9 protein-coding genes are annotated in these 14122 nt (G+C 68.4%); 7 read left to right on the forward strand and 2 right to left on the reverse strand.

Annotation, left to right across the window (positions count from 1 at the left end; genetic code table 11):
• Positions 1 to 166: 166 nt before the first annotated feature.
• The 5 genes from AB0I23_RS11270 (at position 167) to AB0I23_RS11290 (ending at position 5959) form a co-directional block, all read left to right on the forward strand.
• A complete protein-coding gene (locus AB0I23_RS11270; RefSeq protein WP_359108984.1) occupies positions 167 to 1216 on the forward strand; it encodes a LacI family DNA-binding transcriptional regulator in 1050 nt (349 codons plus the stop codon).
• A 5-nt stretch (positions 1217 to 1221) separates the two neighbouring features.
• Positions 1222 to 2808, forward strand: coding sequence for an FAD-dependent oxidoreductase (locus tag AB0I23_RS11275; protein ID WP_359109097.1), 1587 nt, complete (start codon positions 1222 to 1224; stop codon positions 2806 to 2808).
• Positions 2809 to 2896: 88 nt separating this feature from the next.
• Entirely contained in the window at positions 2897 to 4159 is a 1263-nt protein-coding gene (locus tag AB0I23_RS11280) for an ABC transporter substrate-binding protein (RefSeq protein WP_359108985.1), read from the forward strand.
• Positions 4156 to 5136, forward strand: a complete 981-nt coding sequence (locus AB0I23_RS11285) for a carbohydrate ABC transporter permease (RefSeq protein ID WP_359108986.1) — start codon at positions 4156 to 4158, stop codon at positions 5134 to 5136. Before AB0I23_RS11280 ends, AB0I23_RS11285 begins: the two co-directional genes overlap by 4 nt.
• A complete protein-coding gene (locus tag AB0I23_RS11290; RefSeq protein ID WP_359108987.1) occupies positions 5126 to 5959 on the forward strand; it encodes a carbohydrate ABC transporter permease in 834 nt (277 codons plus the stop codon). The genes AB0I23_RS11285 and AB0I23_RS11290 overlap by 11 nt, the downstream gene beginning before the upstream one ends.
• Before the next feature lie 359 nt (positions 5960 to 6318).
• On the opposite strand, the gene AB0I23_RS11295 is transcribed toward AB0I23_RS11290, so the two are convergent.
• The gene (locus AB0I23_RS11295; RefSeq protein ID WP_359108988.1) at positions 6319 to 8991 is read right to left on the reverse strand and encodes a glycoside hydrolase family 31 protein; all 2673 of its coding nucleotides are present in this window, start codon (positions 8989 to 8991) and stop codon (positions 6319 to 6321) included.
• A gap of 1044 nt (positions 8992 to 10035) precedes the next feature.
• Here AB0I23_RS11295 and rph point away from each other — a divergent pair.
• A complete protein-coding gene (rph, locus tag AB0I23_RS11300) occupies positions 10036 to 12633 on the forward strand; it encodes a rifamycin-inactivating phosphotransferase (RefSeq protein ID WP_359108989.1) in 2598 nt (865 codons plus the stop codon).
• 138 nt (positions 12634 to 12771) lie between these two features.
• Positions 12772 to 13113, forward strand: a complete 342-nt coding sequence (locus AB0I23_RS11305; protein ID WP_359108990.1) for a hypothetical protein — start codon at positions 12772 to 12774, stop codon at positions 13111 to 13113.
• Positions 13114 to 13262: 149 nt separating this feature from the next.
• Here the strand turns inward: AB0I23_RS11305 and AB0I23_RS11310 are convergent, their stop codons facing one another.
• Positions 13263 to 13811, reverse strand: a complete 549-nt coding sequence (locus AB0I23_RS11310; RefSeq protein ID WP_359108991.1) for a DUF4232 domain-containing protein — start codon at positions 13809 to 13811, stop codon at positions 13263 to 13265.
• Between the last annotated feature and the right edge of the window lie 311 nt (positions 13812 to 14122).

Below are 14122 nucleotides of genomic sequence, written 5' to 3' on the forward strand. Positions count from 1 at the left end.
CTGCTCCTGTCTGGCCGCGCACCGTTGTGATAATGCCTATCTTCATCGTCGTGACACGGACGGTCTCAACCGGGCAGCCCGTTGGTCAAGGGGTATTGCGCTCTTGTTTCCAGCGGTTTAATGTCGCCGACGTCTGATGAAGTTACGCATTATCACCGGAGGATCGATGCCAACGAAGCCGCGCCGGGTCACCCAGCGCGAAATCGCCGAGATCGCGGGGGTCAGCCAGACCACCGTCTCGGTGGTGCTGAACGACCGTGACGGCACGAACGTGCGTATCCCGGAAGAGACGCGGGCGCGGGTCAAGCGGGCGCTTGAGCAGGCCACCTACGTCGCCGATCCGGCGGCCCGCCGGCTGGCCGGTCTGGACAACCAGATCATCGGCGTCTTCACCTACGAGGAAGCCCTGTCGCCGGAGAGCCTGGATTTCTACGGCCCGCTGCTGAACGGGATCGAACGTGCGGCCGAGGCGATCGGCTGGGACCTGCTGTTCTTCACGTCCTCGCCGGTTGAGAACGGCACCCGCAGTCTGTTCCATCGCAAGACCCGCCTGCGGCTCACCGACGGCTGCATCCTGCTCGGCCAGCAGATGGTCGGGTCCGAGCTGGAACGGCTGGTCGCCGAGCAGTTCCCGTTCGTCGCGGTCGGCCGCAGGGACGAGACGGCCGCGGCCGTGCCGTACGTCGGCATCGACTACGTCACTCCGGCGGACGCCGTGATCGACCTGGCTGCGAACAGCGGACACCGCCAGGCCTTGTATGTGCACCGCGGCCGCGACACCGCCACTGCGCGGGACCGGCGCGGCGCGGTCGAGGCCGCCTCGGCGGCGGGCCGCATGGCGTTCATGCTGGTGGGTGAGGAGCGCGTCGCCGAGCTGCCCCGACTGGCCCGGGCCACGGAGGCCACGCTGATCATCGCCGAGGACGCCTTCCTCACCGAGGATGTCATCCTCTCGCTCGTCGGTGCCGGGGTGGACGTGCCTGGCGAGATCTCGGTCGCCGCGTTCGGTGAGGTCCGCGGTCATCGCACCGACGGACGGGCGCTGACGGGCTTTCGCGTGCCACGCAAACAGGTCGCTGCCGAAGCGCTCGAGCTGCTGCAGCAGCTGGTCAACACCGACCCGCAGGAGTGGGCCGATCTGGACACCCAGCGGCTCCTGGTGGCCGAGGTCGAAGCGGGCGACACCATTGTCGCCCGGTCGGCAGGGCTGTCGTGAACAAGATCGCCACAGAGGTTGCGGTCATAGGCGGCGGTCTCGGATCGGTGGCAGCCGCTCTCGCGCTGCTGCAGCGCGGACACCGGGTGGTGATGACCGAGGAGTATCCGTGGCTGGGTGGCCAGCTGACGTCGCAGGCGGTGCCACCGGATGAGCACATCTGGGTGGAGCAGTTCGGCGTAACCGCCCGCTACCGGAGGCTGCGGGAGAACATCCGTCGCTACTACCGGGACCACTATCCGCTGTCGGCGGCGGCCCGCGGGGACCGTGAGCTCAACCCAGGGCGCGGCCGGGTGAGCCGGCTGTGCCACGAGCCGCGGGTGGCGCTCGCGGTGATCGACGCTCTCCTCGCGCCGTATCGGTCGAGCGGCCGGCTGACCGTCCTGCAGCCCGCGGTTCCGGTCGGGGCCGAGGTCGTGGACGGGGTGGTCCGCACGGTTACGGTCGCGGATCCGCAGACCGGGGCGCAGAGCGTGATCACGGCGGAGTTCGTGTTGGACGGCACCGAGACCGGTGACCTGCTGCCGCTGACCGGCACCGAGTACGTCGTCGGTACCGAGGCGCGGTCCGACACCGGTGAGCCGAGCGCTCCCGACGTCGCCGACCCGGCCAACGTGCAGTCGATCGCGTGGTGTTTCGTCTTCGACCATGCCGCCGGGGATCACACGATCTCCCGGCCCGACGACTACGACGACTGGCGCTCATTCGAGCTGCCCTACTGGGGCGCGCCGATGCTGTCGTTCACCGCGCCCAATCCGCGCACCCTGGTGCCGGAGCAGCGCACCATGATCGTAAATCCGGAGCAGGACGTCTCCGGTGATCCGCGGTTCGACGCCGGCGATCAGGACCTGTGGCAGTTCCGGCGGATTGCCGCCCGGCAGACCTTCACCGACAGCCTGTACGACAGCGACATCGTGCTGGCCAACTGGCCCCAGCTGGACTACGTCGGCGGCTCGATCATCGACACCGTCGAACGATTGCAGCACTTGGCCGCGGCGAAGGCGCAGTCCCGGGCCTACGTCTACTGGCTGCAGACCGAGGCGCCCCGGCCCGACGGTGGCCGCGGGTGGCCGGGACTGCGGCTGCGCGGGGATCTGGTGGGAACCAGCGACGGCTTCGCGCAGGCTCCGTACATCCGGGAATCCCGCCGGATCAAGGCGCTGACCACCGTCCGCGAACAGGACATCTCGATCAAATCCCGCGGGTCCGGCGGGCCGGCCCGGTTCGACGCATCCGTCGGGGTGGGGATGTACCGGATCGACCTGCACCCCTCGACCGGCGGCGACAACTACATCGACGTCGAGTCGGCGCCGTTCGAGATCCCGCTGGGCGCCCTGGTCCCGGTCCGGACCCAGAACCTGATCCCCGCCGCCAAGAACATCGGCACCACCCACATCACCAACGGCGCCTACCGACTCCACCCGGTCGAATGGAACGTCGGTGAGTCCGCGGGCGAGCTCACCGCGTTCTGCCTCGACCGCGGACTGAGCCCGCAGCAGGTCGCCGCCGAACCCGCACTCGTCGATCAGCTTCAACGTCGCCTGGTCGAGGCCGGCGTCGAACTCCACTGGCCCGAGGTCGTCGGCTACTGAGCCGGACAGATCACGTCGAACTGCACTGCCCGAAGTCGCTGGCTACTGAGCCGGACCGGCCAACCAGCACGTCGAAGGGAACCCACCCATGATCAGAACCAGAAAGGCGCTGAGCGCTGTCGCCTTGACGACGGCCCTTGCACTCAGCGCGGCCTGCGCCGGGCCGGCGGCCGACACCCCGGACAAGGCAGCAGAGCTGCGGATGACGGTCTGGACCTCGGACGAAGCTCAGCTGAAGCTACTCGACAGCATCGGCGACGCCTACCGGGCCGACCATCCCGACGTTGCGAAGATCACCTTCGAGAGCCTGCCATTCGCCGACTACAACACGACGCTCACCACGCAGATCGCCGGCGGCAACGCCCCGGATCTCGCCTGGATGGGCGACCTGTCGCGGGATCTCATCGCCTCCGACGCACTCGTCGGTCTGACCGACGAGCTCAAGGCCACCCCGGGCTGGAAGTACGACGACCTGCTCGACAGCGTGACAGCGGAGTTCAGCCGCGACGGCACGCTGTACGCCTACCCGTTCTCCAACTCGCCGTACGCCCTCTACGTGAACACCGACCTGCTCGCCAAAGCCGGACAGAAGATCAATCCGGCCACACTGACCTGGGATCAAGTCGCAGCCGCCGGAGCGGCCGTCCACGCCGAGACCGGCAAGGCCGGCTTCGTCGTCCGCGACTTCGACTACAAGGCGTGGAACATGCTGGCCACACTGTGGACCGGCTGGGGCGCGTCAGCGTGGAGTCCGGACGGCAAGACCTGCACCTTCGCCAGCCCCGAGATGCAGCAGGCCTTCACCTTCCTGCACGACGCGGCGTTCAAGACCCAGGCGATGCCCGGCCCGGGCACCACCGCCGACTTCTTCGCCGGCGATGCCGCCTTCACCATCGCGCAGGTCTCCCGCGCCTCGCTGCTGACCGGCACGTTCGACTTCGGGCTCTACCCGCTGCCCGCGGGCCCCCGCGGGAAGTACTCCGTCCTCGGCCAGGCCGGGGTGGGCGTACTGGCCTCCAGCAAGCATCCGGACCAGGCGGCGGACTTCCTCGCGTACCTGACCAATCCGGAGAACGCCGCCAAGCTGGCCCAGTACTTCCCGCCGCCGCGGAAGTCGTTGCTGACCGGGGACAAGCTCGCCGCGAACAACAAGGTCCTTAACGCCGCCCAGCTGCAGGACGCGGTGGTCGACCAGCTGCCGGACGCCGTCACGCTGCCCAACCACACCAGCCCGGCGGAGATGGCGCAGAAGGGCAAGACAGCGCTTGATGCGATGTGGCGCCCGGATGCCGACATCCCGGACGTCCTGCGCTCGGTCTGCGCCGCGATCGATCCGATTCTGGCCAAGTGACCAGGACACGGGCCGCTGAGCGGGCCATCCCGCAGGCCGCCGGGCAGGCGGCTGCGCCGGCCGCCGCCAAGGCCGCACGCGCATCCGGGCCGACCTTCTGGACGACCCGCCGGCGGGACGTGCTGACCGGCTACCTGTTCATCCTGCCGCAGCTCGTCGGGGTGGCGGTGTTCGTCCTGCTGCCGGTCGGCATGGCGATCTGGTACAGCCTGAACGACTGGAACGTCTTCACCGGCAAGCAGACCTTCGTCGGCGGCGAGAACTACGCGGCCCTGGCCGACGATCCGCAGCTGCCCAAGGTGCTGCTGGCAACGGTGCTCTTCTCCGGCGGGGTGGTGGTCGTCAACATCACGCTCGGGCTCCTGATCGCCGTACTGCTGAACCGCAAGTTCCGCGGTGTCACGGTGTTCCGGATGCTGTTCTTCTCCCCGGTGGTGGTCTCCGTGGTCGCCTGGACCCTGGTCTGGGGCTTCCTGCTGCAGGACAACGGCGGCATCAACGGCCTGCTGGGCACGGTCGGGATCGACGGGCCGAACTGGCTGCAGGAAGGCGACACCGCGATGGTGTCGGTGATCCTCACACAGGTGGTGCGCAGCGTCGGGGTCAACATGGTGCTGTTCCTGGCCGCCTTGCAGGGCGTGCCGCGGGAGTTGTACGAGGCCGCCCGGATCGACGGTGCGAACAGCCGCACGGTCTTCGCCCGGATCACGTTGCCGATGATCTCACCGACGGTGCTGCTGACCGTCATCGTCACAGTGGTCGGGGCGTTGCAGTCCTTCGCCCAGATCGCCGTCCTGACCGGTGGCGGGCCGGAGCTGTCCACCACGGTCCTCGTGTACTACGTGTTCCAGCAGGCCTTCGAGTTCAACGACATCGGCTACGGCTCGACGCTGGCCCTGATGCTGCTGTCCTTCGTCATGCTGCTCACCTTGCTGCAATGGCAGCTGCGTCGTAAGTGGGTGTTCTATGAGGACTGACAGGGTCCGGTCGGTACTGCTGGTGATCGCTCTGGGCGTGCTGGCGATCCCGTTCGTGGTGCCGACGATCTGGATGGTCGCCGCGTCGGTCAAACCACTGGCGGAAATCTTCGACGCCCCGCCGTCGCTGTGGACCGACTCGCCGACACTGTCCGCATACGCCGAGGCATTCAGCTTTCAGCCCTTTGCCCGGCAGTATCTGAACAGTGTCTACATCGCCGCACTGGTCACACTGATCACCCTGTCGGTGTCCAGTCTGGCCGGCTACGCCTTCGCCCGGATCCGGTTTCCCGGGGCGAATGCGCTGTTCCTGGTGGTGCTGACCGGGATGCTGGTGCCGAGCGAAGTGACGATCGTGCCGCTGTTCCAGCTGTTCAAATCGGCCGGCCTGATCAACACGCACTGGCCGCTGATCCTGGTGACCGCACTGGCCGCACCGTGTGTGCTGGCCACGTTCATCATGCGGCAGTTCTTCATCGCTCTCCCGGTCGAGCTGGAGGAGGCTGCCCGCCTCGACGGCCTCGGCCGGCCTGCGATCTGGTGGCGGATCTGTCTGCCGCTGGCCAAACCGGCCCTGTCGGCGGTGGCGATCCTGACGTTCCTCGCCTCTTGGAACCTCTACCTGGAACCCACGGTGTACCTCACGTCACCAGAGCTGTTCACGTTGCCGCAGGCCCTGACCCGCTTCACCGACGCCTACGGCGGCCAGATGTGGAACACTCAACTCGCCGCTGCCACCATGACCGTCGTGCCGATGCTGATCGTCTTCGTCCTGGCCCAGCGCCACTTCGTCGAAGGCCTGTCCCACTCCGGCCTCAAATGAACACCAGTTCGGCGACCGTCGGCAGTCGCCTGCCGCCGTTCTGGCACCGCGCCACGGCCGTCTGATTCTGGCTGGGCAACGCGGGATCGTAGCGATCGTGTTGATCACTGGCGACCGCGACGGGAGAGGGCGGCAAGGTCTCACCGCCTTGTCGCGGACACGGGGTGAGCCGCGGCAGGCGGTACTGCAGCCGCGTCGGACAACAGCGAGCGGCAATGATTGCGGGTTGCCTCGCGGCGGACAGCGGGCCTGCCGTACGTGGGCCCCGGCTCCAGGACACGTCAGGAGTCCCTGGCTCGTGACATGTGTCAGGGGCCGTCCGGAGACGGCCCCTGACACTGTCTTGTGATTGCTCCTTGCTACTTACGCAGTTCGACCGTGAATCCGTGGTCCGTGGAGACGGACCGCGTCTTGATCTCCGTGATCCCGGTCGCCGGGTCCGTGTACCAGCCGGACTCGGCCGAGGCGAGCGCCGTCGCGGAGTTCAGTCGCTGGAGACGGCCGTCGTTCATGACCACCTGCGACGGTGCGTCCTTGCCGTGCACGGTGAACCGGTACGCCCGGGTGGCCGGCTTCCCCTCGTAACTTCCGATGCTCGCACCGACCTTGATGAGGGTGCTCGCCCCTCCGTCGGCGGGTGCCTGCACGCGTACGTGTTGCGTGGCCGAGGCGCCCTCGGTGAACTTCCGGGTCACGCCGTCGTCCTCGTACAGGGTGTACGTGCTCGTGCCCTGCGGGTACAGGTCGTAGTCCAGCTCGCTCCGGTCCCGGGTCCGCCAGGACGTCGTGCCCTTCGGCCACATCGGCACGATGGAGCCGCCCCTGACGAACAGGGGCAGGGTGTCGATGGGGGCGTGGTAGCCGTTGACCGTGGTCGGGCCCTCGTACGTCTTCCCCGTCCAGTAGTCGGTCCAGGTGCCCTTGGGCAGGTAGATGCCGTTACGGGTGTCGGAGTCCTCGTAGACCGGGGCCACCAGGAAGTCGGAGCCCGCCAGGTACTCGTACTTGGCGTTCGCGCCCAGGGTCTCGGGGTCGTCCGGGAACTCCAGCCACAGCGGGCGTACCGAGCCCACGCCGGTCTTCGCGGCCTCGGCGGACAGGGTGTACAGATACGGCAGCAGCCGCTCCCGCAGCTGGAGGTACGTGCGGTTGATGGAGGTGTACGGCTCGCCGTCCACCCACGGCTGCTGGTTGATCTTCTTCTTGGTGGTGAGGTCGGTTGCCCAGCCGTCCATGGTCATCAGGGCCGGGAGGAACGACTTGGCCTGGAGGTCGCGGGCGTACATCTTGGCGTCGTGGCGGTAGATGCTGCCGACGTCACCGGTGTTGTACGCGATGCCGGACATGGTGGCGCCGGCGTACGTCGGGATCTGCCAGCGTACGAAGTCCCAGGACAGGGACTGGTCGCCGCTCCACAGCACGCCGCAGCGCTGCGCACCGGCCCAGGAGACGGGCAGCCAGACGAAGCCGCGGGCGTCACTGTTCTCCTCGATGCCGGACTTGGCCTTGTCGCAGGCGTCGAGCGCCATGCCGTACCCCTGGCCGACCCAGGCGACATCCAGCTTCGCGACCCGCTGGCCCGCCTTCACCTGGTCGGCGAGCTTGTCCAGGCCGTTCTGGGTCCACAGGCCCAGCTGGGCGTTGTGGTCCTGGAGGCCCTTGGCGGTCTCCGGCAGGTTCTCGTAACCGCAGCCGTAGCCGTCGTTGACGAGCATCCAGCCCAGCGGCATCTGGTTCTGCGTGTAGCCGTCGGCGACCTTCAGCGCGTCCAGGGTGTGGCGCTCGCCCTGGTTGGCGTTGTGCAGATAGCAGTCGGCGTCACCGGGTTCGAGGCCGTACACCGGCGGCATGAACGGTTTGCCGACCAGGCCGGTGTACTTGCCGATCACCTCCTTCGCGTCCCCGATGAAGTAGTACGCGTCGAGGCGCCGTTCCTGCTGACCGGTCTGGACCGGGGAGCCGAAGTGGTAGACGCCGGGCGCGAAGGTGTTGCGGTAGACGCCGTAGCCGGCACTGGAGAGGTAGAAGGGCTGGGAGTTGTTGTAACCGCCCTCGTTCCAGTTGGTGTTGTTGGCGACGAACACCGTCTTGTCACGGTGCGAGAAGCTGCCGTTCTGCTCGCCGCCGCCGAAGAACTGCTCGTCGGCGCCGCGCTCCAGGCTCTGCCGCATTCCCCCGGTGGACCAGCGCAGGGGCTTGTCCTCCTGCCAGATACGGGTGCGGTTGTCGGCCTTGTAGAGACCGAAGCGCAGCGGCTTCTTGTAGACGCGGAGTACGGCGTCGGGGGAGCGGATCCCGTAGTAGTCGCCCTTGTCGAAGGTGCTGGTGTGCTTTTGCAGCGTGGGTTGCTTGCGGATGATCGCTGAGCCGGCCGGGTCGGTGAACTCCCCGGAGGGCGTGGCCTGGAGGCGTAGTTGACCGCCGGTCAGGAAGTCGGCCTTCGCCTTGAGTTCTCCGGCCTCGATGGAATAGCTGCCGTTGCTCCCGCCGAAGGAGGTCAGGTTCCCCGAGTCGGTCGTCTCCGGCAGGTACGCCTTGCCGGTGAAGGAGTTGTCGGTGACGTCGTACGGAACGACGATCACGTGGTACGTCCCGTTGGCCCGGGGGATCACCGTGGCCTCGGGGTCGGCCGTGCCCGCGCTGGAGGCGACCTGCTTGCCGACGGAGTCGTAGATGTACATGTCGAAGTCCTCGGCGGGCTTCTGCCACTCGATGGAGATCGGCACCCCACCCTCCGGGTTGTCGTCCCAGTAGCCCTCGGGTGTCGACACGGTGAGGTCGAAGCGGTCGCAGACTTTGTTGTCCGGGTCCTCGGCGGCGGACGGACACTCCTTGGGGCCGCCGACCGTCCCCTTGGGGTAGACGGGGCTCTGCCAGGTGACGCTCTTGTGGGCCCCGTCGAGCACGGCGCTCGCGGGGGTCGCCGCGTGGGCGGGCTCGGCCGGGGCGCCGAGCAGGGCGGCGGCCAGGGCGGCGACGAGCCCCGCCGTGGCCAGGGCGGTCCAGCGGGACCGCTGTGGAAGTCTTCGCACGGGATGCATCCCTTTCGAACCAAGCACTGGATGTTTGCAAATGCTTGAACATGCGCGAGATCGCGCAACTTCTCGCGCGAGGATTCACCCTCATGCAGGTGCATGTCAACGGTTCGGGGGTGGGACGGTCGGCGGCGGTGAAGAAGCGGTACGCAGCGGGAGTTCGCGACCCTCGTGATCAAACAGGCCTCGCTGTCCGCTTCTTGTGGTCACCGAAGTGTCGAGAACGGTTGTGATGGGCGCCTTGACCCCGATCTGTCGTGACGGCCCGTCGGTGTGTGGCGCGCAGGAGGAGGATCCGGTCGGTGCGGCGGGACAGTCGGGCCACGATCTGGGTGGTGCGGCGGGACAGTCGGGCCACGATCCGGTCGGGGCGGCGTGGGGCTGTTCGCTTGGGTGCCGGCCGATTTGAGCTACGGCGACCGTCAGGCGTCCGTCTGGCGAGCTCGGCCCAGCACTCGCGTGGCGCGACGACCTCGGGGAGATGGCGACGCGCTCGACGGAGTTCGGGACTTGCCGACAAGGGAAAGAACTTTTGGTTCCGCGGCTGCATCCGTGGGCCGATGGGACATCCGCCTGGGCCAACGACGCGTACCGCCGTAAGCGGCGCGCCGCCACTTCGCGAGAAGCTTGTCAGTCCCAGCGGACGGCAAAAGGCAAAGACAAAGGCAAGGAGATCTCTCCCTGCCTCTCTTAACGTATAGCGCACTGGGGGGCTTGCGGCAAGACCCGGGTGGTGGCACAAAATCGTCGGCCGAGGCCACAACCTGCGGAAAGGGGGCACGACGTGCGTGTGTTGTCGACGTATGGGGGACGCGGTGACGTCGAATCATTGGTGGGACCGGCAGTGCGGTCGCGAGGGCTCGCGGCGGTGGTGCGGGTGTGCGCGCCGCCCGACTGGGATGAGCGGTCGGCAGACTCGTCCGAGGGAGGGCAGTCAGAGACGACGACGTGCCTGACAAGAGGTTCGACAGAGCTGGAGGCGCCGGTGATTCGATCGGCCAGTGCAGTGCAGCGGGACACGACTGCCTCGGAGGTATCGCGATGATCGAGCAGTACGTGTGGGATCTTCAAGAGGTTGACGAGACGCAGGTCGCGGTTGTCGGCGGCAAGGGCGCGCACCTGGGCGGGCTGTCGCGGATCGAAGGCATCCGGGTGCCGGCCGGCTTCTGCGTGACGACGGACGCCTTCCGGCGGATCATGGCGGAAGCGCCGTCGATCGACGATCGGCTCGATCAGCTGTCGCGCCTGAACCCGGACGACCGGGAGGCGATCCGCACGCTCAGCGCGGAGATCCGCCGGACCATCGAAGGGATCGCCATCCCGGGCGATCTCGTGGAGGCGATCACCCGCGCGCTCGCCCGGCTTGGCGAGCAGGCCGCCTACGCCGTCCGGTCCAGCGCGACGGCAGAGGACCTGCCGACGGCGTCCTTCGCCGGCCAGCAGGACACGTATTTGAACGTCGTGGGGCCGGCGGCGATCCTCCGGCACGTCCGCCGGTGCTGGGCCTCGCTGTTCACCGAGCGGGCCGTGACCTACCGCCGGCGGAGCGGCATCGACCACCGTACGGTCCACATGGCCGTGGTCGTGCAGCAGATGGTCTTCCCGCATGCGGCCGGCATCCTGTTCACGGCCGACCCCGTCACGGGCAACCGGAAGGTCGCCACCGTGGACGCCGGCTTCGGCCTCGGCGAGGCCCTGGTCTCCGGCCTGGTGAACCCGGACGTCTTCAAGGTGCGACACGGCGAAGTCGTCGCCAGGGCGATCGCCGCCAAACAGCGTGCCGTTCACGCCCTGCCGGCCGGCGGTACGCAGGAAGTGGCGATCGACTCGCAGCGGCAGGAGGAGCCGACGCTGACGGATGCGCAGGTCGTGCGGCTCGTGCAGCTCGGGCGGCGGATCGAAGCGCACTTCGGCCGCCCGCAGGACATCGAATGGTGCCTGGTCGATGATGGCTTCCAGATCGTTCAGAGCCGGCCGGTCACGACGCTGTTCCCCATCCCCGAGACCGGGGACCAGGAGAATCACGTCTACGTCTCCGTTGGTCATGGGCAGATGATGACCGACCCCATGAAGCCCCTGGGGCTCTCCATGTGGCAGCTGACGGCCATGGTGCCGATGCACGAGGCCGGCGGGAGGCTGTTCGTCGACGTCACCCGGCGCCTGGCCTCGCCCGCGAGCCGCGCCGGCCTCCTGGACGTCATGGGGAGAGGCGATCCGCTGATCAGGGACGCTCTGGAGACCGTCCTCGACCGCGACGATTTCGTCCCGTCGCTCCCGGACTCGGGTCCCGGCGGGCCGCCGGCCGGCGGTGCGTCCGCCCCGATCGAGACCGATCCGGCCATCGTCACCGAGCTGATCGAGCGCAGCCAGGTGTCCATCGCCGCCCTGGAGCGCGACATCCGGACGAAGACCGGACCGGCGCTGTTCGACTTCCTGCTGGAGGCCTTCGAGGAGCACAAGCGAGTCCTCAGTGATCCGCTGAACCTTCAGGCGATCACGGCGGGGATGGAGGCCACGTGGTGGCTCAACGACAAGCTGCAGGAGTGGCTGGGCGAGAAGAACGCGGCTGACACGCTCACGCTGTCCGCCCCCGACAACGTCACGTCGGAGATGGGACTGGCGCTGCTCGACGTCGCGGACGTGATCCGCCCGCAGTCGGAGGTGGTGGCGTTCCTGCAGGGCGTCGAGGACGAGGGCTTCCTGGACGAGCTTGCGAAGCTCGCGGGCGGGACCGAAGCGCGCGACGCCATGGAGGCCTACCTCGACCGGTACGGCATGCGCTGCGTCGGCGAGATCGACATCACGAGGCCACGTTGGCGCGAGCGCCCCACCACGCTCGTGCCCGTGATCCTCGACAACGTCAGGAACTTCGAGCCGGGCGCCGCCGAGCGGCGCTTCGAGCAAGGGCGGCAGAAGGCGCAGAAGAAGGAACAGGACGTGCTGTCACGCTTGCGGGCCCTGCCGGACGGGGACCAGAAAGCCGACGAGGCCAAGCGGATGATCGACCGGGTCCGAACCTTCATCGGGTACCGGGAGTACCCGAAGTACGGCATCGTCAGCCGCTCCTTCGTCTACAAGCGGGCCCTGCTGGAAGAGGCCGAGCGCCTCGTGCGGGCTGACGTGCTTCCTGAGAAGGAGGACATCTTCTACCTCACGTTCCAGGAACTCCACGACGTCGTGCGCTCGAACCAGGTGGATGGCCAGCTCATCCAGCGGCGCAAGGACGCGTTCCGGTCGTACCACGCGCTCACACCGCCCCGGGTGCTCACATCGGATGGTGAGGCCGTCGCCGGGGCGTACCGGCGCGACGACGTGCCGGCCGGCGCCCTGATCGGCCTCCCGGTGTCCGCCGGGACCATCGAGGGGAGGGCCCGCGTCATCCTTGACATGGCGGAGGCCGATCTCGAAGCGGGCGACATCCTGGTCACGACCTTCACGGACCCCAGCTGGTCGCCGCTGTTCGTCGGAATCGCGGGCCTGGTGACGGAGGTGGGCGGCCTGATGACCCATGGCGCAGTGATTGCCCGGGAGTACGGCTTGCCGGCCGTCGTGGGCGTGGAGCAGGCCACCCGGCTGATCCGGGACGGGCAGCGGATCCGCGTGCACGGAATCGACGGGTACGTCGAGATCCTGCCTTGACCGACCATACCGAGAAGGCCCAGCCGTAGCTGCCGGCATCCGCCGTGCCCGCACCCGCCCCCGGGACGCCCACTGCCGTTCCTGCTGCTCACCGCGTGTGCGGGGGCCGAGCCCACCGCCAAGGTCACGGCCGACCGCATGACCGGGAGTTGGGCCGGCCCACACGGTGAAAATTTCACGTTTGCCGCCGACCGGACATTTACCGCCTCCGGTCTCGACTCGAAGAATCTCGCCCCCGCGATGTGTCCCGGAAAGGCATCCGAAGGGGGCTGGGCTTTCTATGTCGCCGAGGGCGGAAAGAGCACCGAGATCACGGAGAAGGCCGCCAAGTCCGGTTCCTGGACCGGCCTTTCCTTCCACGGTGCGGCCGAGGACTGCCGCATCGACCTCGCCGTGGTGGACAAGGGCAAGGCCCTGTGCGCGACGGACGACCGGGACGCGCCGTGCGGCCTCGATGTGAAGTTCACCAGGAAGCGGTAGCCACCCGAGGCGCGGGGCGGTCTCGCAGACCGGGCCGCGCTGCTGGTCAAGACGGTCGGCGAGGCCTCGGGGAGCGGCTGTGCGGCTTCCCGTTCGCCCACGTCCGCGTCGGTGACTGCGGCCGGACCCGACGTAGCGGACCGCGTCGATCAGCCCAGGGCGTCCGTCAGCGCCGAGCGGGCAGCGGCCGCCGATCCCTGCCACAGCGTGGTGACCGGCTCCCAGACGCGGATCCCCTGGGGCATGCCCACGGTGTTCTTGCTGAAGGTGACCCCGTAGTGAGACGGGTCGCTCGCCACACTCACGCTGCCGACGACATGCCCGACGGTACCCGCAGGGTCCGCGGTGCGGACCGCGGCGTACGCCCGCCCGCCGCGTGCGAGGACGTAGGGGCCGTGGTCGACCGGCGGCACCGTCTGGGCGGAGCCGTCGAGCCCTCTGAAGGTGATCGTCGGGATCCTGTCCACGACGCAGCTCCGCCCACCGTGGTTGGTGACGCTGACGCCCACGACGTTCTGCCCGCCGTCGGGTGCGGCCTTCACCCTGAGGGCCTTTTCCTGACATGTACCGAGCCGGCTGACCTCTGCGGAGTGTGCGGTGCCGATGGTGGCCGAAGCGCCGGTGGCCGCCAGAACCACTGCGGCCGCAGCGGCGGCCGGGACGGTGAGCGCGGAGGCGATGGTGGGGCACAGACGCACGGTGTCTCTCCCGGATGCTCGACGGCCGGTGATCGCGGCAGCGTGGCCGGTGTGTCCCCGCGAAGGGCCGGTGCGGACGGACCAGATCAGTATCTGCCGTCCTGTTGCGACCTGCCCGCTGTGACGGCCAGGGGGTGTCCAGCGGATCACGGCCGGGGCCGCGACGCCCGGCGCGGCACCTCGCGGCGTTGCCGAAACGCCCGGACAGCTCCGCTGTCAGGACGCTCCGACGCCCTGCGACGCACCGCACCGGACGCCGCGCCCTGTCCGACCCCGATCCGCCGGACACCCCCCTGGCGCGCCGCGGCCCA

This window comes from Streptomyces atratus, assembly GCF_040655115.1.
Taxonomy (GTDB): domain Bacteria; phylum Actinomycetota; class Actinomycetes; order Streptomycetales; family Streptomycetaceae; genus Streptomyces; species Streptomyces atratus_D.